The organism is Nocardia sp. FBN12 (assembly GCF_054031145.1).
In genome coordinates this window covers 4,420,680-4,442,683 of the sequence record NZ_CM132926.1, presented here as the reverse complement: position 1 = coordinate 4,442,683, position 22,004 = coordinate 4,420,680, and the positions used below count along the sequence as shown (strand labels likewise).

Here is a 22,004-nt window from a genome sequence, read left to right as displayed (position 1 = left end):
TAGCCCCGACGGGATTCGAACCCGCGCTACCGCCTTGAGAGGGCGGCGTCCTAGGCCGCTAGACGACGGGGCCAGAACCACAGCTCACCTGCGTGAGCCGCGCGGACATACGATAGCCGACGACCAGGTGTTCGACCAAAACGCGTGGTCGCGGCCCTGGCTCAGATGATCCAGAATCGCGCGGCATCCTCGTCGCCGGCGGCCAGACTGATGTTGTCGCGGTAGGCGAGCGAGTACACCGCGGCTTCGCTTCCATACCGCCCGGAGAACACAGCCGTCCGTGGACAGAACGGCGGTCGGGTGCCTCGACTGGTTGACCACCCCCGCGCCTGCGGGGCAAGGTGGGGCCATGACCAGCAAAGAGCTGCGCGGTGGGGTGGAGATGAGCAATCTCGATCAGCCGCTGTTCGACGGGGCCGAGGCGACCAAGCGCGATCTGGTCGACTATCTCGAGTTCGTGGGGGAGCGGCTCGTGCGGGTCTTGCGCGGTCGCGCGCTCTCGGTGGTGCGGGTGCGGCCGGGGCAGGAGCCGTTCATGCAGAAGAATCTGCCGAAATACACCCCGGACTGGGTGCCGCGGGCGACGGTGTGGGCGGAGAGTTCGCATCGCGAGGTCACCTACGCGCTCGGTGATGATGTGCGCACGCTGATGTGGTTCGGGAACCAGCGGGCGGTGGAGTACCACCCGCTGTTGCTGCCGGTCGATCACAGCGCGGGGCCGACGCACCTGGTTCTCGATCTGGATCCGTCGCCGGGGCAGACATTCCGGGACGCCGCCGCGGGGGCGCATCTGATCAGGGCGGCGCTGGCAGCGGATGGTCTCGCCGGTGCGGTGAAAACCAGCGGTGCCAAGGGATTACACGTTTTCGTGCCGATCGAACCGGGTGTCGCCATCGACGACGCGGCCGCCGCGACGCGCGCGATCGCCGCGCGCGCCGAACGCATCGATCCCGCGATCGGAACCACCGCGTTCATTCGCGAAGACCGAGAGGGCAAGGTCTTCCTCGACTCGACTCGAGCAGGCGGCGCGACGGTGATCGCGGCCTACAGCCCGCGGATTCGGCCGGGGGTCCCGGTGTCATTCCCGTTGCACTGGAACGATATCGACTCGGTGAACCCCGCCGACTTCACCCTGCGCTCCGCACCGAACCTGCTCGGTGACGCCGACCCGTGGGCAACGGAAATGCCCGCGCCACAAGCGCTTCCGGCCGACCTGATCGCCGAGGGGCACACCATCCCGATCGCCCGAGTCCAGGCGATGCACGAAGGCAAACGCCGCGCCCGCGCCCGCCGCACGGAATGAGGTGGGGGTGGGCATGCCCTGGTCGACATAACCGAAAAAGGCTCTCGCACTGTCGAATTCGACGGTACGAGAGCCCTTGCTCGGTGCTGTAGCTCAGCTACCCAGCGACGCGACGCCCGCCTGGGCGAACTTCTCGTCGAGGTCGCCGCTCGGGGCGCCTGCCACGCCGATGCCCGCGATCGGGGCGTTGCCGGCCTTCACCGGGGCACCGCCGCCGAGGAAGAGGGTGCCGTCGATGTCGGCCAGGTGGGGGGCCGACTCGAGGCGCTTGGCCAGTTCGGTGGTGGGGGCGTTCCAGGAGACGGCGGTGAAGGCCTTCTGCTGGGCGGCGTCGTAGGACTGCGGGCCCGCGCCGTCGCCGCGCAGGGTGACGATGACGTTGCCGTTGCGATCGACGACCGCGACGCTCACGCGCTGGTTCTCCTTGGTGGCGGCGTCGAGGGCGGTCTGCGCGGCCTTGGTGGCGGCGGCGATCGACAGGTGGGTGGACTGGGCCAGGTTGGCGTCGGCGGCGTTGACGACAACCGGCGTGCGGGTGGCCGGGTCCTGATCCTGGGCCTGGACGGTCACGACGCCGACCACACCGGCGGCGACGACACCGGCGGTGGCACCGGCGATGATGAGGCGGTTGCGGGTGGTGGACTTGGCGGTCATGGCTGCTCCTGTGCGGATCTCGGCCGGCCGGCGGTCTGCCGTGGCCTGTTGATATCCATCCTGTTCGCCGCGCGCCCCCACCGAATCGGCGTAGTGGCTGTACTCCGCGGCCGAATCGGTCGACACCCGGGTCAACCGATCGGATGACCCGCTGGGGGCGATCGCCAGGGGAGAATCGGAGTTTGCCCAGGCCGAGCCCTTTTCTCGGCCGTGTCGATCCGGACCGACCGCCGAGGCGCGACGAGGGAGGCCCCGTGGGAAGGGAAGATCGAGGTCACGAGGAGACGAACCGCGGCGCCGGCCGCCGGAAACACAGGTGGATGACATGACTCAGTTGCTCGGCGCCCAGCGGGACGACACGCGACTGCTTGCCGTCATCGTCCACAGCGCGTTCTACGTGCTGCTCGCTGCTTCGCTGATGCGATGGCTGATCCGGCACAGCGAGACCCGGTCGACACCGTTGATCGTCGTCCTCTCCGTGGTGCTCGCCGTGCTGTACGCGCTGAGCGAGCTGCGGCAGTCGGGTCGGCTGGTGTGGTTCGCGATGCTGGTGCTCACCTGGTCGGTGCTGGTGGTGCTCGCGCCGAGTTTCGCCTGGTGCGCGGTGCCGCTGGTCTACACGGGACTGCGGATTCTGTCGGAGCGGGTCGCGGTGATCCTGGTCGTCGCGCTCACCGCGCTGGTGGTGGTGAGTCAGGTGCGCATCGCCGGGTGGCTCGATCCGAATCTGGTGCTCGCCCCGCCCGCGGTGGCGGCGGTGACCACGGCGCTGTTCGTCGGGATGCGCCGTCAGGCCGAGCGTCAGGCCGCGCTCATCGACGACCTGGTGCGGACCAGACAGGAACTGGCGGCCACCGAACGCACGGCGGGGACACTGGCCGAACGGCAACGCCTGTCCATGGAGATCCACGACACCCTCGCCCAGGGCCTGTCGAGTCAGCGAATGCTGCTGCAAGCCGCCGACCTGGTGTGGGACAGCGACCCGGCGCTCGCGCACAGTCACCTGCGGTCGGCCGCCGAGATCGCCGAACGTGATCTCACCGAGGCGCGCCGTTTCGTGCACGACCTCGCCCCCGCCGACCTCGCCGCGGGCGGATCGCTCGCCGCCGCGCTGGCCGCGCTCGCCGAACGGGAGACGACCGACACGCTGACGGTGCGCTGCCATATAGAAGGAGCGCCGGGCCCGCTGCCCCAGCGGGTAGAGGCCACCTTGCTGCGCATCGCGCAGGGTGCGCTCGCCAACGTCCGTGAACACGCGGCCGCCACCACCTCGACCATCACGCTGACCAACCTCGACGACCAGATCGTGCTCGACATCGCCGACGACGGTCGCGGCTTCGACCCCGACGCACCGACCGAGTCCACCGACCACCGCGGCCACGGCCTGCCCGCGATTCGCGCGCGCGTTCGCCAGCTCGGCGGCACCTGCACGGTGGAATCGGCACCCGGCGACGGCACCGTGCTCTCGGCCGCCATCCCGCTGGCCACCGACCCGAATCGGGCCGCCGACCAGCCGATTGCCGACCGATGAGCTCCCGGCCGCCGACCGGCCCGCGGCAGCCGCTCGCCCGTTGTCCTCGGTCGCGCGGCCCTCGGCCCACTAGCATCGGCAGCTGTGACCACCACCGTGCGCCTGTTGATCTGTGACGATCACGCCGTCGTCCGCGCCGGACTGCACGCGTTGCTGTCGAGCGCGCCCGATATCGAGGTCATCGGGGAGGCCGCCGACGGCCCGACCGCGGTCACACTGGCCGCGAGCCTGCACCCCGACGTCGTGCTGATGGATCTGCAACTCGGCAACGACATGGACGGTGTCGAAGCGACCCGCCGCATCACCGCCCAGCTCGCGCCCACCCCGCACGTCCTGGTGCTGACCACCTATGACACCGACGCCGACATCACCCGCGCGATCGAGGCGGGCGCCACCGGCTATCTCCTCAAGGCCGAACGGCCCGAGGAACTGTTCGCCGCCATCCACTCCGCCGCGAGCGGGCAGACCGCCTTGTCCGCCCCGGTCGCCGCCAAGGTGATGGCCAAAATGCGCAACCCGGGCCCCACGCTCACCGCGCGCGAGCGTGACATCCTCGGCCAGCTCGCGCACGGCCTCGGCAACCGTGAGATCGCCCGCGCACTACACATCAGCGAGGCCACGGTGAAAACCCATCTCGGCCGCATCTACGACAAGCTGGGCGTCGATACGCGCGCGGCGGCGGTCGCGGTGGCCACCGAGCGGCGTTTGCTCGCCTGACGGGTCGGGCTACACGGGGGTCAGGGTGGCGGCGCCGAAGGACACCCGGAAGCGCTCGCACCAGATGCTGACCGACTTCACGGTCGACAGATCGCTGCCCGCGGGCAGCTCATAGTTCTGGTTCCCCTCGTTTCCCTTCAAGGCGCCGAGGTCGACGTGGTTGCCGTCGTCGAAGTTGTGCCAGTCATCGGCGATCACCGGCTGATCGGTGAGCCAGACGTGCAGCGCGGGCCCGTCGGAGGTGTTCAGGTCGACGATCCGGAGCACAATTGTGCCCTCTGACGTGCGTTGAAGCTGCACGGTGCCCGAGGTGTCGTGCTCATGGGAGAGGAAGGTACCCGTGGCGATCACCGGTGGCGGCGCACCGTCCACGGCGACGATCGGTGCCTCGTCGACGGTCACCGTGGTGAACAACCGCCACGGCTGGAACAGGTAGAGACCGACGGTCGCGGTCGCGACCAGACTGATCGCGATGACGGTGAACAGGGTCCGGCGAATGCTCATAGCGCCTCCTTTCGACCCATCATCCCCCCGCGCGGCTCGCCCGTGCTGCCCGAATTGCCGGAAAGGAAACGTGACCGGGACCACCGAAAGTGCGTGAGGCCCGTCACATCACGAGCCTATAACAACAGCAATGTGATTACGGATTTGTTACGGCCGACCTGCGTGGAACAGTGTTCCTTTGGACAATATCCGCTACAAACACCTCCGTGATCGCGACGTGATCTCAGCGAACATTCCAGCTACATTCGATCACGGCTTGAACACCAACCGGGCCGAATCGAATCGCTGATCGCCAGAAAGCCTGCTCCACGATTCGAGGATCCCCGACACGACTGAGGGGCAGGGACGCGGTAGTTTCCAACACCGAGTCGGTGGGCGCAGACAGGAATTGTTTATATGTCTTTCAATCGCAAGTTCACCACCCGTGCCCTTGGTCTTGCCGCTGTTGCCGGCGCGATGATCGCCGTTCCGGCCGGTCTGACCACCGCAACCGCTTCGGCGAACAACTGGGACGCCGTGGCGCAGTGCGAGAGCACAGGCAACTGGAACATCAACACCGGTAACGGCTACTACGGCGGCCTGCAGTTCTCGCAGAGCACCTGGGAAGCCTACGGTGGCGCAGGCACCGCCGACAACGCCAGCCGTGAAGAGCAGATCCGCGTGGCCGAGAACGTGCTGGCCGCGCAGGGTCCCGGCGCCTGGCCGACCTGCAGCGCCTACCTGTAAAGAGCGCGCTGCGATCAGACTTTCCTTGTCGGGAAACGAATTACCCGCTATTCGATGCACACGTCGAATAGCGGGTTTTTTCGTTGTCAAGTGAATCCAGGCGATAAACAGTCAGCGACGCGGCGAGCATGCGCGAATCCGTCGGATCTGCCGGGTCGAGGCCGGTGAGTTCGGCAATTCTGCGCAGCCGGTAGGTAAATGTGTTCGGGTGCACGTGAATAAGTCGTGACGCCGTTTTGCGGTCGCCGCCGTGCACGAGATGCGCCTCCAGCGCGTCGATCAGGTGCGGACTGCTCAAGAGCGGAATCACCCGCTGCGCCAGACGTTCTCGGGCCGGGCCGGGGCGGGTGAGTTGATATTCGAGCAGCAGATCGTCGAGCCGATAGCAGCCGCCGGGCCTGCCGCGTAGCCGCGCCAGTTCGGTCAGTTCGGTCGCGTCCTTGGCCGCGGCAGGGATCGCCTCGCGGCTGATCCCGGAGAATTCGGCCAGATACACCGGCACCCCGAACTGGGCGCGCAGACGGTCGGCGAGTTCGTCGAACTTCGCCGCGTCCGCGATGTCGGTTTCGGAACTGTGACTCAGCAACGCGATGCCGTGGGTGCCGTCGAAGGTGGCCGGGGTAGTGGTGCCGGTGAGTTCGTCCAGCGCGCGCTGCAACACCCGGATCCGGCGCCTCGTCACCAGGTTGGCCGCGGTGCCGACGCGGGGCGGTTCGCTCAGGTGGACCGCCAGCACCGTGTACTGGTCGGCGAGGATGGTGTCGGCGCGGGCGGCGAGCTCCTCGGCGGGCAGGCCACGGACCAGTGCCGAGCACAGCTCCCGGCGCGCCTCGCGTTCGGCGTGATAGATCGACTGTTCGACCTCGGTGTAGGTCTCCACGACCGTCATATTGATGTGGCGCAGCAGGTCGAGCAGGCGGCTGCCGACACGGGCCATCTCCGCGGTTTCGGTGGGTAGGGCCAGCGACAGCGCCTCCGCGAACACCGACTGCGCCGACCCGTGGATCGCGCCGATCAACATCGGCAACGGCAGCCGGTCCTCGGCGTGCCGCTCGGCGACCGGGGCGACGAACGCCGCGACCTCGGCGTAGGTGAATTCCCGGTCGGCGCCGATCGCCTCGAGGACGGCCCGACCGCACGCGTAGATGGTCGGCAGCACTTCCGCCGTGAAGTGGCCGTCGGGTAGTTCGGCAGGTGCGTTGGCGCCGAGGCCGTCGGCGAGCATGCGCTCGGAGATCTGTGGCCACCGCGTCAACAGCCGGGCGGTGAGCGCGGGCAGGGCGGGGAGTGCGGAAACGGGGTGTTCGGCGAGCATGACTCGATTGTGTCCGACAACAGCCGGGAGTAGGACAGTCCGATCGAAACCGACCAGACCTTGGCTCTCATGCCAATCTCGTCCAGAGTTTCTCGTTGCCCGGTGCAGTGACAGCACTGTGGCCCGGGTCATAGATTCGCAGAGCGCGTCCGAGCTGGTTCGCCGACGCGGATCTAGGAGAAGTGACTCCCCATGAATGCAACGATGCATCCCCTTCGCCGTGCCCTGTGCGGAATCGGCATCGCCGTGGCGCTGACCGCGGCCGCGGGCCCGGCCACCGCGGCTCCCACGTTGGAGCCGACCATCGCCTCATTGGCCGAATACCTGAACGCGGGCACCGTCGCCGCCGCCGACGGCCGCACCCCCACCGCCATCGCCGACACCGGCAGCGCCTCGGGCAGCAGCTCGGGTTCGTCGGGCAGCCGCGCGTCCGACGCGGTGGGCGAGGGCCCCGAGATGTCGGCCTACCTGCCCGCCTTCGCCTACGGCCTGTTGCACCCCGACGCCGCGCCGCCCGGCGCCAACCGCTGGGACTGCAAGCCCTCGGCGCAGCACCCGCGCCCGGTGGTACTGCTGCACGGCACCTGGCTCAATGCCTACGACACCTTCTCCTACCTCTCGCCGCGGCTGGCGAAGGCCGGGTACTGCGTGTTCACCCTGAACTTCGGCAAGTCCGGGCTGCTGGAGGCCGGTGGACTCGGCGCCGTGCTGCCGGGCCGCTTCGGGGTCGGTCCGATGGCCGACTCCTCGCGCCAGGTCGCCGCGTTCATCGAGCGGGTACGCGCCGCGACCGGGTCGGACCAGGTCGACATCGTCGGCCATTCCCAGGGCGGCACCGTCGCCAATCACTACCTGAAGTTCGAAGGTGGTCAGGGCAAGGTCGGCAAGCTGGTGAGTTTCGGCGCCACCCATCACGGCACCTCGCTGCTCGGCATCGCCACCCTCGGCCGGCTGATCAACAACGCAGGCATCGACATCATGGGCTTCTACCGGCCGGTCATCGGCGCGTCCAATGTCGAACAGGCCATCGGCTCGCCGTTCTACACCACCCTCAACGCCACCGGTGACACCGTGCCCGGCGTCGCCTACACCGTGGTGGGTTCGCGCTACGACGAGGTGATGAATCCCCTCGACCTCGGCTTCCTGCGGGCCGGTCCGGACGCGACCGTCGACAACATCGCCCTGCAGGACGGCTGCGAGCAGGACGTCTCCGACCACCTGACCATGATGTATTCGCCGCGTGCCACCTCGATCGCGCTGCGTGCCCTCGATCCGGAAGGCAGTCCCACCTTGGCTTGCACGTTCAACCCCTGGTTCTTCGGTGGCGGGGGCAGCCTATGACCCTCGACGCGCCCCTGCTGCCGCCCGACGACCCGTTCTACACCACCCCACCCGGCATCGACGCGCTCGCGCCGGGGACGGTGGTGCGGTCGCGGCCGGTGGAGGTCGCGCTGTTCGGCCTGGTGCGTCAGCGGGTCGCGGCGTGGCAATTGCTCTATCGCACTTGTGATCTCGACGGTGCGCCGGAAGTCTCGGTGACGACCGTGCTGCTGCCGTGGGGTGCTCGCGCGCGGTCCCGCCCGCTGGTGTCGTTCCAATGCGCCATCGATGCCGTTGCCCCACAATGTTTTCCGTCGTACGCACTGCGACGTGGCGCGTGGACGATCGGTTCGATCGCGCCGCTCGAGCTGCCGATCATCGCGATGGCGCTGGAGCAGGGCTGGGCGGTGTCGGTGCCGGACCACGAGGGCTTCGGTGGCCGGTTCGGTGCGGCGCGTGAGCCCGGATACCGTGCGCTGGACGGGATTCGGGCCGCGCTCGGCTTCGCCCCGATGGCGTTGGGGTCCGCCACGCCGGTAGCGCTGTGGGGCTATTCGGGTGGTGGATTGGCGACGGTATGGGCGGCGGAGCTGGCGGCCGAGTACGCGCCGGAGCTGACGGTCGTCGGTGCGGCGGCGGGCTCACCAGTGGGCGACCCGGCCGCCGCCTTCGTTCGCCTCAACGGCGGATGGTTCGCCGGGTTCCCAGCAGCGTTCGTCGCCGGATTGCGCCAGGCCTATCCCGAGCTCGATCCGGTGCTGCACGCTCACCTCGACGCGCGATACCGCGGGCTGCTGGGCGAAGCCGAAGTACGCAGCACCTTCGCGCTGTTGCTTCGGTTCGCCCGTCGCGATGTCACCCGGCATCTGCGCGACGGCATCGGGGCATTGCTCGCCGAACCCGTCCTGCGCCGCATCCTCGCCGACATCGAACCCGGCGCACGCGCGCCCGCGGCCCCGTTGCTCATCGTCCAGGGGGTCAACGACGAGGTGATCGCCGTCGCCGACGTCGACGCCCACGTGCGGCGGTACGAGCAGGCCGGAGCGACCGTGCGCTACCTGCGGGTGCGCCGAGGCTCGCACCTTCCACTCGAATTCCTCATCGTGCCCGCGATTCTCGACTGGCTCGCCGACAGATTCGCCGGGCTGCCCGCGCCGACCGGTACCTGCACCGTCGCCTCCGTCGCCCGGTCGCCGCGGGCCCTGCGCACCCATCTCGCGTTCGTGGGTTTGGCTGTCCGCATGCTCGCCGGACTGCCGATCGGTGGGCGGGAATCACCTGAACGAATCGGCTTGCGCCAGCGCGATTCCGAGCATTCGCACCTGGTCGGCGATGCCGCGATCGCGGTCGAATGTTGAGGTCGGGCCGACACGGCGGAAGGGGCGCGGTGCGTCAGCGGTAGCGGCGTTCGGTTCGGTCCGGCTGACGGCGACGGATTCGTCTGACCGGCTCACAGGTCCGCCACGTATCTGTCGTCGTCGGGATCGGCTTCGACCGCCGCCAGGTAGACGTCCAACCGGCGCCGCAACTCGTGCACGGCTAATTCCTGCGCCGCCACCAACTCGTCTATCGTCACGCCGCCTGCCGAGCTGACGGTCGGCCGGTAGGCGCAGAGATCGCCGCGGTCCGCCTCGATCAGCATTCGCTCCGCGGCCCGCTCCTGTTTGTCGATCGCCGCCCCACGATGCCGATTCCGGGTGTCCTCGTCGAGGCGATGACGAGCGATGGCGGCGATCAACGAGTGCCGCCGCCGATCGGCCACATCGACCTCATCGGCGCATCGCCGCCGGGCCGCCTCCACATCGCCTGCAGCGGCGAACTCCGCTTCGCGCGCATACGCGTCCCGCACGCTCTCCTGATGCGTGGCCTCGCCATCGGCGAGCAGCAACCGCGCCTGCGCCTCGAAAGCCGCAGCCGTCCCCCGCAATCCGGCCCTGGCATACGCGCTGACCCGAAACACCATCGCCGCGGCAACGCCGAGTTGCCGCGCCGCGTCGTCCCTCGAAGGTGTCATCCCGCCTTCCTCGCTACTGGGCCGAACAACGGCCGTCGAGAACATAGATGCGCCGCGTTCGGGCAGCGGTTCGCCGCGAACCGATCGCACCCCGGATGGCATCAGTGTTGGCGAGGGGTTTCACCGACGTTTGCGCCACCAGCGCACCGGCGTCGGTGGAGTACTACCGCCCCTGGGAGTGACGGCCGCGCCGAAAGCTCGCCGAGTGGAGCCGCAGGGGGGTTCCACCCGGGTCGGGGGCGCGCCCTCCCAGGGCTTTCCTGAACCCGGTTGCCGGACGCGCACTTCGGCAGCCGGGTTCCTCGATCCGAAGTTCAGCCCAGACCCGCGACGATCGCGGCCCGCACCGGATCACCGGGCGTGAGACCCTTGGCCACCCGCCGCCACGCATTGCGTCCGGCCGTGAGCGAGCAGCGCACCGCGTCGGTGACCGCGGCGGTGTGCTCGGTGCCGAGCGCGGCACTCGGCAGCAGCGCGATCTCGAGATCCTCCGACATCGTGAGCGCCCTGGTGACCACCTGACCGGTGAGCGTGCCGTCGTCCTCGGCATAGAGGACGACCAGCAGTTCGGTGCGCTCGGCACCGAGGCGCACCGCCACTCGCACGATGTCGCCCGCCGCGGCCCGAGCGCCGAACGAGTGCACCGAGATTCGCGTCTGCTCCGCACCGGCGGGCGATCGCGTGAACTCGATCCCCAGCTCCCGGTCCAGCTGTTTCTGCACCGCGTGGGTCGCCGTCGTCTCACCCTCGGACGACGCGGCGAGCGGTTGCACGGTCCAGCCGCGCACCACCATCACGGCCCGGCGCGCATCGAGGGAAGTCGAGCCGCCGCGCGCTGTGCCCAACACTCGTTCCGCGATCCGGGCTCCGGCGGCGGCCGATTCCGCATCGACAGCGGTGTCGTCGCCCGCCTCGGCGAAGGCGATCAGCACATCGATATCGACAGGCAGACACAGGCGGTCCGCGTCATGATCCGGTCCCATCACGATGTCTCCTCGTTGTCCCGGTCGCGAGCGTCGAGCTGCGCACGCACCGCATCGCGCAGCAACTTGGCGCCCGCCGCGCGTAATCGCTTGACCTTCTCCTGACTGAACCGCAGGTCCCGAGCCACCTCGCCGGTGGTCTGCACATCGGTATAACTGCCGTCCGGGGCGATCACGAAGGTCGCCCGGAGCACAGCCGCGGTCTCCTCGTGCGTGATCGAGGCCAGTGCGTCGTGCAGGACGGCGCGGTCGGCGAGCCGGTTCTCGGCGTCGCCGCACCGGTGGTCCTCGAGTACCAGAACGGCCGACTCGTAGTCGACCCGCTGGCCGGGGTGGCGCTTCTCGGCGGTGCGACTGCGCCGGTCCTGCAGCACCTGCCACTGCAGCTTCTTGAGCACCAACGCTTTCCAGTGCCGAATTCGCTCAGTGGGCAAGGTCGCGGTGAGCTCGACCATCGTGTCCTGGGCGACGTCTTCGAAGTCGCTGCGCATGTCCGGGTCGATCCGTTCCAGCACATACCGCGCCTTGGCCGCCGCATAGCTCGACATGGTGACCAGATCGACGCCGAAGATGTGGTCGACGACCGCCGGGCGCACCTGTTCGGGAACCTCGCTCCACGCGGCGCCGAGCCAGTGGTCCAACGGCTCGGAACCCACCAGATACCCCCGCTCGACCGGCGTCGGGCAAGCCATAGCTCGCACAATCGACGCCGTCGATCGTACCTGCGCCGCAGGCCGGGCCGACATCAGTCGCATCGCGGCGCCTCCTTCTCAGGTCGATGGGCTCCTACACAGATGCGCTTGTCGCCCCGACCGGTTCGCGGTCACGTGGGACAGGCAGGGGAGGTGACCATGAACGAGAACGCGATCTGGCAGTACCAGGCCTTCTCGACCTTCCACTTCCCGCCTTCGGCGACGAAGTTCACGATGACCGGTTGCGGCGGGCTGTTGTTGATCGAGGCCGTGCCGTCGGCCAGCATGCCGGGGGGTGCGATTCGGGTACCCGTGATGGTGATCGCGATGGTGGCGCCGCCCTGGCGGGGTGCGTCGGCGACACGGTTGGGCAGTTCGGGGTCGCTCCCGATGCCCTGGATGAGCTCCAGCTTCTCGGCATTGGACACGGTCGTGTCGAGCAGGCGCTGCATCAGGCGCCCGATGTCCTCGGCGCTCGGCAGCGGAGGCGCGGAAACCTCGTGCGCTGCTGCCGTTGTCGGCGTCGGGGCGGTGTCCTCGGCGCCGGCACAGCTCGCCGATATCGGGATCACGGCGAGCAGGGCCGTCGCGATCAAGCTGCGCCGGGCGAGGTGTCGTCTCGACAACGTGGTCCCCTGGGTCGATCGATGATGTGCTGGGATGCAATCGTATCGGGGCATTCTCGGGAGGGTCGGGTGATGCCCGGCGGGAGACGGGGGACAGATGACGGTCGAATCGACCGACCGACCGGCTGACGTGCTGTCGACCGACGACGCGGTACTGATCGAGCTGACCGGTGCGCCGCAACGGTGGCTCGCCCTGTGCCGCGATGCCGTGGCCGCCGGGCCAGAGGCCGCGCGACAACTGCTCGAGCACCGACGGGAGACGGGTGTGCTGGCCCGGCAGTCCCTGGCGCGGTGGAAGGACCTCGCCGCCGACGATCTGCTCGAAGAAGAAGCCGAAGATCCTGATGCGCAGGGCCGGCGGATCACCGCGGATCTGTCGGCCGCGCGGGCCATGGCCGTGCTGGCCCAGGCACTGACCGGCTCGACCGGCACCGATGAGGCGTGCGAAGCGTTCCTCGATCACGCCGAACGCGCCGGTCTAATCTCGGTCGGCACCCAGCTGCTACCGGCCGGCATTCCGATCACCAGCGAGGACGCGCCGCTCGGCGATATCGTGCGCCATCTGCTCGGCCAGGGCGGTCGGGCGGCGCGCGGATACGCCATCATGTCCGCGTTGGAATTGGCCGGGCATCGACTTCCCGTGGTGCGCAGCAGCCGGATCAGCGTGCTGTTCCTGAACTTCCGTGGCGGCGGCGAGGTGGGCGTGCTTCGCCTCGACCAGGTGCGTGGCGGGCCGAGCGGGCTGCATCCCGACCCGGCGCGGATGGGCTTTCTGCAGGCGGACCGCGAATTCACCGACAGTCTCGAAAAAGCCTGGCAGATCAGCAGATCGGCGACGACCGATGCGTGTGTGTTGTGGTCGGTCTCGATACACGGCAGCGCACCGGCCAACGATATCAACGGTGCCTCGATGGGTGCGGCGATCGCCGTCGCCCTCGACGACCTCGCCCCCCGGCATGCCGTGCTGCGCACGCTGCGACCCCGGCGGCTCGACCCGGCATGCGCGGTGACCGCCGGGCTGTCGGGGACCGACCTGACGGCGGTCGGCGGGTATGCGGGCAAACTGTCCGCGGCCCAACGCTCTTCGCTGCGTGTGGTGGTGGCGTCGGCGGCGTATCGCGAAGCCGCCGATGAGGCACCGCAGAACTATGCCGACCGGATCTCGGCCGCCCGCACGGTCACCGAGGCGATCGCGAGAACCCGCACGCGGGCGAACCTCGCGCTGTGGCTGGTTTCGGTCGCCGCGGCGCTGGCCGTGCTGCTCGCGGTGGTGTCGGTGACCGAACTCGTCGGGCTGCGGATCGAGAACGCGGCCGCGCGGGCGGAATCGAATTCGCGACTGTTCGCCGGTGTCGCGCGCGGCGGCGGCAACCTCAATCCCGCACTGTCCCAGCAGATCGCCCTCGCCGCCTACCGCACCGCCCCGACCGAGGAGGCGCGCTCGGCCCTGTTGGAGAACACCGCGACGAACGCGCCGATCCGGATCAGCCCCGGTGTCGTCCTCGGCCGCGGTGTGGTCTTCGATCCGGACGCACCGCGCCTCGCGACGACACCGCAGGGCGACCTGATCGCGATCGGCGAGGGCGACGGCACCGTGGAATTGGTCCGGGTAACCGACGCGGGCATCGACCGATGGCCACGATTCGCGACCGACAGCGGCCATATCCGCGGCATCGCGATCAGCGCGAATCGCCAATGGTTGGTCGTCGCGGGCGATCTGGGGTCGGCCGTGTGGAACATCGCCGATCCCGGCGCGCCGCGCCAGGTGGCTCAGCTCCCCCTCGCCGGGCGGTTGCCCGCGTCGGTCGCGCTGAGCCCCGACCTCGGGTTCGTCGCCATCGGTACCCACAGTGCGACTGTGTCGGTCTGGCGGCTCGGTGACGATCCCGCGCGCCCGGTCGCCTTGCCGACGCTGTCTGCCTCGGGACAGCGTGCGGAGGTCGCGCTGAGCGATCGGACGCTGGTCGTGGCGGCGCCGTCGTTGTTCGGCGGAATCTGGACGACCACAGTGCGCGGCTGGAACACCGCGACGCTCGACCGCGATCAGGCGCCCGCGTTCGATCACCGCGTCGAACGTCCCGGCGGTGCGGAGGCGCGATCGGTCGAGTTCAACGGCGACGGCACCGTGCTGGCCGTCGGCCTCAATCCGGGTGAGGTCGCGCGCTGGCGCGTCGGCGCCGCCAGCTTCGATCCGATGCCTGCCGTGACGAGGGGCGCCAACGAATACATCGACGTGTCAGTGACCGAGGACGGTCGATCCGCCGTGATCGTCGGCGGCGACACCAGGGCCCGCATCCACGATCTGGACACCGGCGAGCAGGTGGTCACGTTCCCGATCGACATGGTCGCGAGCGCGCGCTTCCTGCGCGGTGGAAGATCGCTGGTGACAACCAGTTTCGACCACGCCGTGCACGTGTTCGAGCTGCCGGGCCCGGTCGTGCCGACCAGCCCGCTGACACTGTTCCGGTTTCCGCTCGACCAGCCCGTCCTCCCGCAGGGACTGTTCCCACACTTGCGGATGCTGGCCAGAACGCCCTTCGCCACCGACCGGGCCCGGCTCGACGGCGACCCCGCGGGCCTGATCGACGTCGTCGCGATCGCCTCGGACGGGACAAGGGCGGTGACCAGAACCGAATCCACGATCCAGGTGTGGGACATCACCGAGCCGGCGACTCCGCGTCGGGTCGGCGCCCCGCTCAGCGCGGCCGGCGTCGACATTCGCGCGATCACGTTCAGTCCCGACGGCACCCTGGCCATCGGTCACAGCATGACCCAGACCGTCGAGATCTTCGATGTCACCGGCGAACCCAGGTTGCGGTCGAGTATCCGATTCGGCCGCGGCTACCCGACCTCGCTCGCCTTCAGCCCGGACGGCGGCCTGCTCGCGGTCGGCAGCCACCGCACCGGCAATGTCAGTGTCTTCCCGACCACGCCCGGCGCGGTGCCGATCGCCGAACTGTCCGATCTGCGGACCCCGGGACAGACCATCTCGCTGGCCCTGAGCTCGCGGGGCACCCTCGCGGTCGGCACCCTGACCGGCGCCTTCGTCTACGCGCTCGGCGAGCCGGGTACTGCACCCGCTGCCCTCGCCGTCCCCGCCGGTGCCAACGGCTCCGCCGGCTCGGTCGCCTTCGACCCCAGCGGGACCCGGCTCGCCATCGACGACGTCGTGAGCGGCACCATCCTGCTCTGGGACTACACCGACCCCGCGCACCCCACTGCCTACGCCACGATCGCCCGCGGCCAGCGCCACCGTCAACCCACGATGCTGGCCTTCGCGGCGGACGGCGCCATCCTTACCGAGTCCGCCGTCGACGGCACCCTGCGGCAATGGCGCACCGACGCCGACGTCGAGGCCGACCGCATCTGTGCCAGCGGCACCACGCCGATCACCCGCGAGGAATGGGCCGACGCCCTGCCCGGCCACGCCTATGTGAACGCGTGCCCGGCGAACTGATTCGTGCCGCCTGACCGGCGGATTTCGCCTTTGTGTGTGACGGTGTGTAGCGATGCCCCTATTTCTTGGGGCAATGGAAACCTGGCCTTATCGGATGTCGAAATATGAATCTCATCGAGTTCTCAGAGTTAATTAAGAAACATTGGGTATCGCGCGAAAATGCCAGGTAGGGGCGGTGTTGTGGCCGGGTTGTTACCAGCGTCACTAAATCCGGAAAACCGTAACTCGTGGCGTTTGAGGCTCGATATGCCATTCGTAAGCCAGCTTCGGCTGGGCCTATGCGAGAAACAGAGGAATTACTATGATCCCCGTTATCATCGACACCGGTAGCGCTGCCCTCGGCGGCCTCTTCGACACCCTTGGTGCCGCCCTGCACGGCCTGGTCGACACCCTGTGGACCGGTTCCTTCGGCGGCTGAATCAGCCCCACTTAGGTCGATGAAACGACCTGGTCCTCGCTAGCGCGTGACCGACGAGAAGGCCTCGCACCCGATGGGTGTGAGGCCTTCCCTCGTCGGTGGGTCAGTGGGTGTGCGGAGCCTGTGTGGAGACGTGCTTCGGGCCGTGCGAATCGGCGCAGTGGTTGGCGTCGCGGTTGCCGATGTCGAGAAGCTTCGGGCTGGCGTGGTCGACCTGCAGGGTGACGTGCTCGATGTGGTGATCGTGGTCGAGCATGTGCGCGATGTCCTCGCGGACCGCATGGCAGTCGTGGCCGGGCTGCACGAGAACGTGGGCGGAGAGGGCAGGGGAGCCCGAGGTGATTTCCCAGATGTGCAGGTCGTGTACCTCGGTGACGCCGTCGCGCGCGGCCATGTCGCGGCCGATCAGCGCGGGGTCGAGGTGCTCGGGCGCGGCCTCGAGGAAGATCCGGCTCGATGCCTTGATCAGCCCGATCCCGGCCTTGATCATCAGCGCCACCACGATCAGGGTGGCGACCACGTCGGCCTGGACCCAGCCGGTGAGGATGATGGTCAGACCGGCGACGGCGGTGGCGATGAACGCGAACAGGTCGTTGAGGATGTGCTGGTAGGCACCCTCGACATTGAGACTGGTGCGATCGGCGCGGCTGATCATCCAGGTGGCCAGTACGTTCACGGCGACGCCGACCAGCGCGGTGATCAGCACCAGCCAGCCGTGTACCTCCGGCGGCTCGAACAGCCTGCGGATCGCCTCGTAGCCGAGCCAGAGCGCCAGCAGCAGCAGCGTCAGCCCGTTGGCCTGGGCCGACAGGATCTCGGCCCGTTTCCAGCCGAACGTCATCCGCCCGGTCGCCGGTCGCGCCGCGAGCCGGATCGCCCACAGCGCCAACGCGATCGACGCCGCGTCGGTGGTCATGTGCGCGGCATCGGAGAGCAGTGCCAGTGAATCGGCGATGATGCCGACCACCACCTCGCCGATCAGGAACGTGACGATCACCGCCAGCGCGCCGGCCAGCCAGCGTCGATCGCTGTCGGCCGATACCCCGTGGTCATGCCCGTGTCCTGCGCCCATTGCGTGCCCCTCTCCTGGCGTTACGATCGATCGCAATCATATGCACACATCGCTATGTATGCAATTCGTTCTTGGTCGAGCGAGATCGTCGCTGGTCACCGGATGTTGCCACGCCGGATTCCAGCCTATGCCTGAGCGTACGGGCGCTGTGCTGCGCACCGAATCACTCGCGAGAGTGAGGTGCGGTGGACCGATTACGGACACACTGGGTCGTCGTGGGAGTACCTCTGGAACATCCGTCGCCACTGGACGTGCTGATCGCCGCGGTGGTGACGGCCTCGACCGTCGTGCCCGCGCTCGTGATCGGGGCCGCGTGGTGGGTTGTCGGGTTGTCGGTCCTCGCGTCGGCGCCGGTGCTGTGGCGGCGTCGGGCGCCGGTGGGTGTGCTGTGCGTGGTCGGCCCGGCGATCACCGTGCTCGGCTGTGTGAACGCGTTGCCGGTGCTCCCGTTCGGGACGGTCGTCTGTGTGTACACGATCGCGGCGTACTGTTCCGCGCGGCAGCGGCGAATGACCTTTGCGCTGGTCGCGATCGGAATTCTGGTGTCGCTGCTGGTGCCACGGGAGACCGCTGATTCGTACGCCTATGCCGCGATGTCGTTCATGACGGCGTGGGCGCTCGGGTCGGGAGTCCGCGCGAAGCAGGCGCAGATCGACGCGCTCGCCGAACGGACGCGACGTCTCGATGACGAACGCGATGCCGCCGTGGTTCGCGAGCGGCTGCGGATCGCCCGGGATATGCACGACGGGCTCGCCCACACGGTCGGTGCGATGATCGTGCGCGCCGAGACCGGTCCGCTGCTCGAGCGGGCAGATGCCGACGCGGCCTTCGCGGCGATCGCCGACGGCGGCCGTGATGCCTTGCGGGAACTGCGCCACAGTATCGGCGCGCTCCGCGAGGACGATCCGCCGCATCAGCCGGGGGTGGCCGCCATCGCCGATCTCGTCGCGCTCGCCGAACACGGTGGGCTGATCGCGCATTTCACCGAATACGGGCCCCGCGCAGCGATTTCACCGCAGGCGGACGCCGCCGCGTACCGGATAGTGCAGGAGGCATTGACCAATACGGGCAAGCACGCGAAGGCGACCCGCGTCGATGTGGCGCTGAGCTGGTCATCGGATCGGCTCGGGGTTCGAATCGCCGACGACGGCACCGCGGTGGAAGGCGCCCGGGTGGCTGGCACCGGCACGGCGGGCTTCGGACTGGTCGGGATGCGGGAACGGGTGCACGCGTGCGGTGGCCTGCTGCGGGCGGAACCTACGCGTTCGGGGTTCGTGGTATCGGCTGATCTGCCGCTGGCGCAAGGGAATCGATGATGCGAGTGCTCGTCGTCGACGACCAGGAATTGTTCCGCACCGGGTTTCGCCTCATCCTGGAATCCGAACCCGACATCGAGGTGGTGGGGGAGGCGTCCGATGGTGTGGAAGCGGTGACGGCGGCCCGGCGGCTCGCGCCCGATGTGGTGGTGATGGATGTGCGGATGCCACGGCTGGACGGGGTGGCCGCCACCGCTCGGATCTGCGCGGAGACGGCGGCGAAGGTGCTGGTCCTCACCATGTTCGACATCGATGAGTACGTCTATGCCGCATTGCGGGCGGGTGCGAGCGGGTTCCTGCTCAAAGACGCGCGGCGGGCCGAGTTGATCGGCGGGGTGCGGGTTGTCGCGGCCGGCGACGCGCTGCTCGCCCCCTCGGTGACGCGACGGCTGATCGCCGAGGTCGCCGGACGTGCGCGTGCGCATCCGGAAGCAGCGGCGCAGCTGGCGACGCTGACTCCGCGGGAGCGCGACATTCTGCGAGAACTCGCCGCGGGCCGTTCGAACACCGAGCTCGCGGCGAGGTTGGTCGTCACCGAACACACGGTGAAAACCCATGTCAGTTCCGTTCTTTCGAAGCTGGGGCTGCGCGATCGGGCGCAGGCGGTGGTTTTCGCCTACGAATCCGGGATGGTGGCACCGGGGGACAATCGCCTGCCCGGTGGTGCGAGGTGATCTCACTCGCGTGAGGGAGGCGAGTCCGCTCGCACGGGCGATGCGCGCGGGCCCTCTCCACCGTGACGATGATCGGGTGACATCTACCGAAGAAGCTGTGCGCGAGGATATCTCCGGGCGATCCGGTCGGCGACTGCCCGGTCGGCCGTCGATCATGTGGCTGGCCGCCACCGTGAGTTCGGCGGTGCTGTGGGGTATCGGCACCGGTTTGCACCCGATACCCGGAATCGCACTACTCGCCCCGCTCCCGGTGCTGTGGTTGGCCCCACGACGCACTGCTGCGGCGGTGTTCGCGGCGGCGGTGCTGTCCTGGCTCGGCGGCAACGCCAGGTACTGGTCCTACTTCACCGGAACGCTGGAACAGCCCCGATCGACCACTGTCGGTCTGCTGGTCGGCAGTGCGCTCGTTTTCGGGGCGTGCGTGGTGCTCTTCCGAAAACTACTGCTGCAGCACAGGTTCGGGTGGGCGGTGCTCGCGCTGCCCGCCGCGTGGACGGCCGCGGAGTTCCTCTTCGGCTCGGTCGGTGTGTTCGGCGCCTGGTGGAGCATCGGGTATTCCCATGCGGGGGTGGACCCGATCGTGCGCGTCGCGGCACTGACCGGGGTGTGGGGGATCAGTTTCCTGGTGCTCGCGGCGTCCAGCGTGATCGGCACGACGACCGCACCCGGCATCCCAACGTCGCGGCGGCTGACGCTAGTGGGCGTAACAGCCGTCGTCTCGGCTGTCGTCATCGGTATGGGTCTGTGGTCCGCCGTCGCGGCGAGCAGCGGCCCGATCACGCGGGTCGGGCTGGTCGCTCTCGCCCAGCCGCCGATGTATGTCCCTGTCGCGTCGCCCGACGGAGCGCGGATGATCAACGACGCGGTCGCTGCCGTCGACGAGCTCGCCGACCAGGGCGCCGAAGTCATCGTGTTCTCCGAGAAGGCATGGCACGCAAGCCGAGCCGACCTCTTCCTCTTACGCGACCCGCTCACGGCCGTCGCCGCTCGCCGTGGCGTTCACGTTGTCGTCGGGCTGGAACTCGAGCAAGCCGGCGGCACCGTCAACGCGGCCATCGCCTACCCGGGCGAAACCATCTATGCCAAGCGATATCTCGTACCCGGGCTCGAATCCGAACTGCAGCCGGGCACGGTCCCGGTCCGGATCCCCGGCCGGCCATGGGCGCTGGCGATCTGCTTCGACCTCGACCGGCCGGCTCTCGTTCGCCAGAACCGCACCGACGGCGCGACGCTCATCCTCGCTCCCGCCCTGGATTTCGGTGTCGACCACTGGTTACACAGCCGGATGGCAGCACTGCGGGCCGCCGAATCAGGCATCGCTATCGCCCGCTCCGCCCAACTCGGCGAGTTGACCGCCATCGACGCCCGAGGCAGCGTTCGAGTCTCGGTCCGGACCGACATCAGCGAAACCCGCTCGGCGATGGCCGACATCCGCACCGCGGGCGATCGCACCCCTTACGCCCGCTGGGGTGACTGGTTCGGCGCACTATCGATCGCACTGACCGTGGCCTGCGGACTCGCTGCTCTACGTCGCCCGGACGCGCTACCGAGGAGACCTCGTGAACTGCCCGATCAGTCCTGATCAGGCCAGGCATCGGCGACGACCAACCGGCCCGCCGCCAGGAGCAGCGCGTACCGCGCGGCGATCACGCCGGTCGGATAGGTCGGCCAGAACGACACTGCCCCCGTCGCCTTGTCGATCACATACACCGAGCCGCCGACCGGGATCGGCCGAGTCGCCGGCGCGTGTAACGGCTGGACCGCGCAAACGGTGAAGCCGTCGGCGAATTCGACGATCTGCCGTTCGTGCCCGGGCAGATCGGCAGGTAGGTGTTCGGCCGCCACTCTCGTGGCCTCGGCCAGGTCGACCGGCGTCTGCGCGTCGGTCGGATATGCATGGATGTCCACGTTGTCCGCTCCTCGCGGGCGATTGTCGTCGCCCCGAGGCGATACTGCTCGACTTCGCCGAAATGAGCGAGCCCGGCGTCCCTGCTCCCCCCTCCTGGAGCAGGCCCGGCCGGGCTCGCGAGAAAAGTGTCGCGCGCGGGGCCAGCAGGATCCTGAAGAGTCGCTTAAGGCGGGCGTTGTCATCGGCGCGGTCCAGCGCGATACCCCCATATGACGGACAACTCCTGCGGTGCGCACTGCGCGCGCCTGTGTACCAGGGACGGGCTGGCCGACGTGCTGGCCACCGATCGCGGCCTGCTGCACTGGCGGGCGCTGCGCGGCCTCGGCGACGCGGGCCTGGCCGAGCACGCGGTGCAGGAGACCCTGCTGCGCGGCTGGCGTTCGTGTCACGACTTCGACGGCCGCAAGGGCAGCGTTCGGACGTGGCTGCTGGCGATCGAGCGCAATGTCATCATCGACATCATGCGGGCCAGAGCCGTTCGGCCCGGTGACGTGGGCTGGGACGACATCACCGAGGTGTCTGTCTGTGGCAGGCCGGATTTCGCCGACGGGTTGGTCGACGGCCTACTGGTCGATCAACTGCTGGCTCGACTCCCGGAGCCACAACGCGCGGCAGTCACCGAGGTGATCCTTCACGACCGTGGCTACCGGGAAGTCGCCGCGGATTTCGGTGTTCCGGTCGGCACCGTGAAGACCCGGGTGCATTATGCGCTGCGCTCACTGCGCCAATTGCCAGAAGTTGCCTGACATAGACCGCTGATGGCTCAGCTGGGC

19 protein-coding genes, 1 tRNA gene and 1 pseudogene are annotated in these 22,004 nt (G+C 68.7%); 11 read left to right on the top strand and 10 right to left on the bottom strand.

Features of this window, described 5'->3' with window-relative positions; translation table 11 throughout:
- A tRNA-Glu gene (locus tag ACWZHB_RS21055) sits at positions 1 to 73 on the bottom strand.
- Positions 74 to 349: 276 nt separating this feature from the next.
- Between ACWZHB_RS21055 and ACWZHB_RS21050 the strand changes: the two genes are divergently transcribed.
- Positions 350 to 1,303: a DNA polymerase domain-containing protein gene (locus ACWZHB_RS21050; protein ID WP_427903560.1), complete on the top strand. Its 954-nt coding sequence runs from the start codon at positions 350 to 352 to the stop codon at positions 1,301 to 1,303.
- Positions 1,304 to 1,396: 93 nt separating this feature from the next.
- Here the strand turns inward: ACWZHB_RS21050 and ACWZHB_RS21045 are convergent, their stop codons facing one another.
- Positions 1,397 to 1,957: a GlcG/HbpS family heme-binding protein gene (locus tag ACWZHB_RS21045; protein ID WP_427903559.1), complete on the bottom strand. Its 561-nt coding sequence runs from the start codon at positions 1,955 to 1,957 to the stop codon at positions 1,397 to 1,399.
- 325 nt (positions 1,958 to 2,282) lie between these two features.
- Here ACWZHB_RS21045 and ACWZHB_RS21040 point away from each other — a divergent pair, with 325 nt between their 5' ends.
- Entirely contained in the window at positions 2,283 to 3,488 is a 1,206-nt protein-coding gene (locus tag ACWZHB_RS21040; RefSeq protein ID WP_427903558.1) for a sensor histidine kinase, read from the top strand.
- Positions 3,489 to 3,572: 84 nt separating this feature from the next.
- Positions 3,573 to 4,205, top strand: coding sequence for a response regulator (locus ACWZHB_RS21035; protein WP_427903557.1), 633 nt, complete (start codon positions 3,573 to 3,575; stop codon positions 4,203 to 4,205).
- A gap of 9 nt (positions 4,206 to 4,214) precedes the next feature.
- Here the strand turns inward: ACWZHB_RS21035 and ACWZHB_RS21030 are convergent, their stop codons facing one another.
- Entirely contained in the window at positions 4,215 to 4,709 is a 495-nt protein-coding gene (locus ACWZHB_RS21030; RefSeq protein WP_427903556.1) for a DM13 domain-containing protein, read from the bottom strand.
- A 396-nt stretch (positions 4,710 to 5,105) separates the two neighbouring features.
- Here ACWZHB_RS21030 and ACWZHB_RS21025 point away from each other — a divergent pair.
- Positions 5,106 to 5,432, top strand: a pseudogene (locus ACWZHB_RS21025) (transglycosylase family protein); the annotation flags it as partial.
- A gap of 43 nt (positions 5,433 to 5,475) precedes the next feature.
- Here the strand turns inward: ACWZHB_RS21025 and ACWZHB_RS21020 are convergent.
- Complete coding sequence (locus tag ACWZHB_RS21020) at positions 5,476 to 6,750, bottom strand: PucR family transcriptional regulator (protein WP_427903555.1); 1,275 nt, start codon at positions 6,748 to 6,750, stop codon at positions 5,476 to 5,478.
- Between the two features lie 192 nt (positions 6,751 to 6,942).
- On the opposite strand from ACWZHB_RS21020, the gene ACWZHB_RS21015 reads away from it, so the two are divergent.
- Both ACWZHB_RS21015 and ACWZHB_RS21010 read left to right on the top strand, forming a co-directional pair.
- On the top strand, positions 6,943 to 8,091 hold the full coding sequence (locus ACWZHB_RS21015) for an esterase/lipase family protein (protein WP_427903554.1): 1,149 nt from the start codon (positions 6,943 to 6,945) through the stop codon (positions 8,089 to 8,091).
- Positions 8,088 to 9,428 carry a lipase family protein gene (locus tag ACWZHB_RS21010; protein ID WP_427903553.1) on the top strand — a complete coding sequence of 447 codons (1,341 nt, stop codon included), beginning with the start codon at positions 8,088 to 8,090 and terminating at the stop codon, positions 9,426 to 9,428. The genes ACWZHB_RS21015 and ACWZHB_RS21010 overlap by 4 nt, the downstream gene beginning before the upstream one ends.
- Before the next feature lie 92 nt (positions 9,429 to 9,520).
- Here the strand turns inward: ACWZHB_RS21010 and ACWZHB_RS21005 are convergent, their stop codons facing one another.
- The 4 genes from ACWZHB_RS21005 to ACWZHB_RS20990 all read right to left on the bottom strand — a co-directional run bounded on the left by ACWZHB_RS21005 (position 9,521) and on the right by ACWZHB_RS20990 (position 12,385).
- Positions 9,521 to 10,084, bottom strand: a complete 564-nt coding sequence (locus ACWZHB_RS21005; RefSeq protein ID WP_427903552.1) for a hypothetical protein — start codon at positions 10,082 to 10,084, stop codon at positions 9,521 to 9,523.
- Positions 10,085 to 10,398: 314 nt separating this feature from the next.
- The gene (locus ACWZHB_RS21000; RefSeq protein ID WP_427903551.1) at positions 10,399 to 11,070 is read right to left on the bottom strand and encodes a hypothetical protein; all 672 of its coding nucleotides are present in this window, start codon (positions 11,068 to 11,070) and stop codon (positions 10,399 to 10,401) included.
- The gene (locus tag ACWZHB_RS20995) at positions 11,067 to 11,759 is read right to left on the bottom strand and encodes a hypothetical protein (RefSeq protein ID WP_427903550.1); all 693 of its coding nucleotides are present in this window, start codon (positions 11,757 to 11,759) and stop codon (positions 11,067 to 11,069) included. Before ACWZHB_RS20995 ends, ACWZHB_RS21000 begins: the two co-directional genes overlap by 4 nt.
- A gap of 131 nt (positions 11,760 to 11,890) precedes the next feature.
- Entirely contained in the window at positions 11,891 to 12,385 is a 495-nt protein-coding gene (locus ACWZHB_RS20990; protein WP_427903549.1) for a hypothetical protein, read from the bottom strand.
- 97 nt (positions 12,386 to 12,482) lie between these two features.
- Here ACWZHB_RS20990 and ACWZHB_RS20985 point away from each other — a divergent pair, with 97 nt between their 5' ends.
- Positions 12,483 to 15,842 (top strand): WD40 repeat domain-containing protein, encoded by a 3,360-nt coding sequence (locus ACWZHB_RS20985; RefSeq protein ID WP_427903548.1) that lies wholly within the window; start codon positions 12,483 to 12,485, stop codon positions 15,840 to 15,842.
- Between the two features lie 521 nt (positions 15,843 to 16,363).
- Here the strand turns inward: ACWZHB_RS20985 and ACWZHB_RS20980 are convergent.
- Positions 16,364 to 17,332, bottom strand: coding sequence for a cation diffusion facilitator family transporter (locus ACWZHB_RS20980; RefSeq protein WP_427903547.1), 969 nt, complete (start codon positions 17,330 to 17,332; stop codon positions 16,364 to 16,366).
- 215 nt (positions 17,333 to 17,547) lie between these two features.
- Between ACWZHB_RS20980 and ACWZHB_RS20975 the strand changes: the two genes are divergently transcribed.
- From ACWZHB_RS20975 to ACWZHB_RS20965, 3 genes are all read left to right on the top strand, one after another.
- Positions 17,548 to 18,648 (top strand): sensor histidine kinase, encoded by a 1,101-nt coding sequence (locus tag ACWZHB_RS20975; protein WP_427903546.1) that lies wholly within the window; start codon positions 17,548 to 17,550, stop codon positions 18,646 to 18,648.
- A complete protein-coding gene (locus ACWZHB_RS20970) occupies positions 18,648 to 19,322 on the top strand; it encodes a response regulator (RefSeq protein ID WP_427903545.1) in 675 nt (224 codons plus the stop codon). The genes ACWZHB_RS20975 and ACWZHB_RS20970 overlap by 1 nt, the downstream gene beginning before the upstream one ends.
- A gap of 76 nt (positions 19,323 to 19,398) precedes the next feature.
- Positions 19,399 to 20,904, top strand: a complete 1,506-nt coding sequence (locus ACWZHB_RS20965; protein ID WP_427903544.1) for a nitrilase-related carbon-nitrogen hydrolase — start codon at positions 19,399 to 19,401, stop codon at positions 20,902 to 20,904.
- Here the strand turns inward: ACWZHB_RS20965 and ACWZHB_RS20960 are convergent.
- Positions 20,895 to 21,230 (bottom strand): hypothetical protein, encoded by a 336-nt coding sequence (locus ACWZHB_RS20960; protein WP_427903543.1) that lies wholly within the window; start codon positions 21,228 to 21,230, stop codon positions 20,895 to 20,897. The genes ACWZHB_RS20965 and ACWZHB_RS20960 overlap by 10 nt on opposite strands.
- Positions 21,231 to 21,440: 210 nt before the next feature.
- On the opposite strand from ACWZHB_RS20960, the gene ACWZHB_RS20955 reads away from it, so the two are divergent.
- Positions 21,441 to 21,977, top strand: a complete 537-nt coding sequence (locus ACWZHB_RS20955; protein WP_427903542.1) for a sigma-70 family RNA polymerase sigma factor — start codon at positions 21,441 to 21,443, stop codon at positions 21,975 to 21,977.
- The last annotated feature ends 27 nt before the right edge of the window (positions 21,978 to 22,004 follow it).

Coding starts and splice junctions, on each gene's coding strand:
- ACWZHB_RS21050 (WP_427903560.1), top strand. CDS start 350: ATGACCAGCAAAGAGCTGCGCGGTGGGGTGGAGATGAGCAATCTCGAT.
- ACWZHB_RS21045 (WP_427903559.1), bottom strand. CDS start 1,957: ATGACCGCCAAGTCCACCACCCGCAACCGCCTCATCATCGCCGGTGCC.
- ACWZHB_RS21040 (WP_427903558.1), top strand. CDS start 2,283: ATGACTCAGTTGCTCGGCGCCCAGCGGGACGACACGCGACTGCTTGCC.
- ACWZHB_RS21030 (WP_427903556.1), bottom strand. CDS start 4,709: ATGAGCATTCGCCGGACCCTGTTCACCGTCATCGCGATCAGTCTGGTC.
- ACWZHB_RS21020 (WP_427903555.1), bottom strand. CDS start 6,750: ATGCTCGCCGAACACCCCGTTTCCGCACTCCCCGCCCTGCCCGCGCTC.
- ACWZHB_RS21015 (WP_427903554.1), top strand. CDS start 6,943: ATGAATGCAACGATGCATCCCCTTCGCCGTGCCCTGTGCGGAATCGGC.
- ACWZHB_RS21010 (WP_427903553.1), top strand. CDS start 8,088: ATGACCCTCGACGCGCCCCTGCTGCCGCCCGACGACCCGTTCTACACC.
- ACWZHB_RS21005 (WP_427903552.1), bottom strand. CDS start 10,084: ATGACACCTTCGAGGGACGACGCGGCGCGGCAACTCGGCGTTGCCGCG.
- ACWZHB_RS20995 (WP_427903550.1), bottom strand. CDS start 11,759: ATGGCTTGCCCGACGCCGGTCGAGCGGGGGTATCTGGTGGGTTCCGAG.
- ACWZHB_RS20985 (WP_427903548.1), top strand. CDS start 12,483: ATGACGGTCGAATCGACCGACCGACCGGCTGACGTGCTGTCGACCGAC.
- ACWZHB_RS20980 (WP_427903547.1), bottom strand. CDS start 17,332: ATGGGCGCAGGACACGGGCATGACCACGGGGTATCGGCCGACAGCGAT.
- ACWZHB_RS20970 (WP_427903545.1), top strand. CDS start 18,648: ATGCGAGTGCTCGTCGTCGACGACCAGGAATTGTTCCGCACCGGGTTT.
- ACWZHB_RS20955 (WP_427903542.1), top strand. CDS start 21,441: ATGACGGACAACTCCTGCGGTGCGCACTGCGCGCGCCTGTGTACCAGG.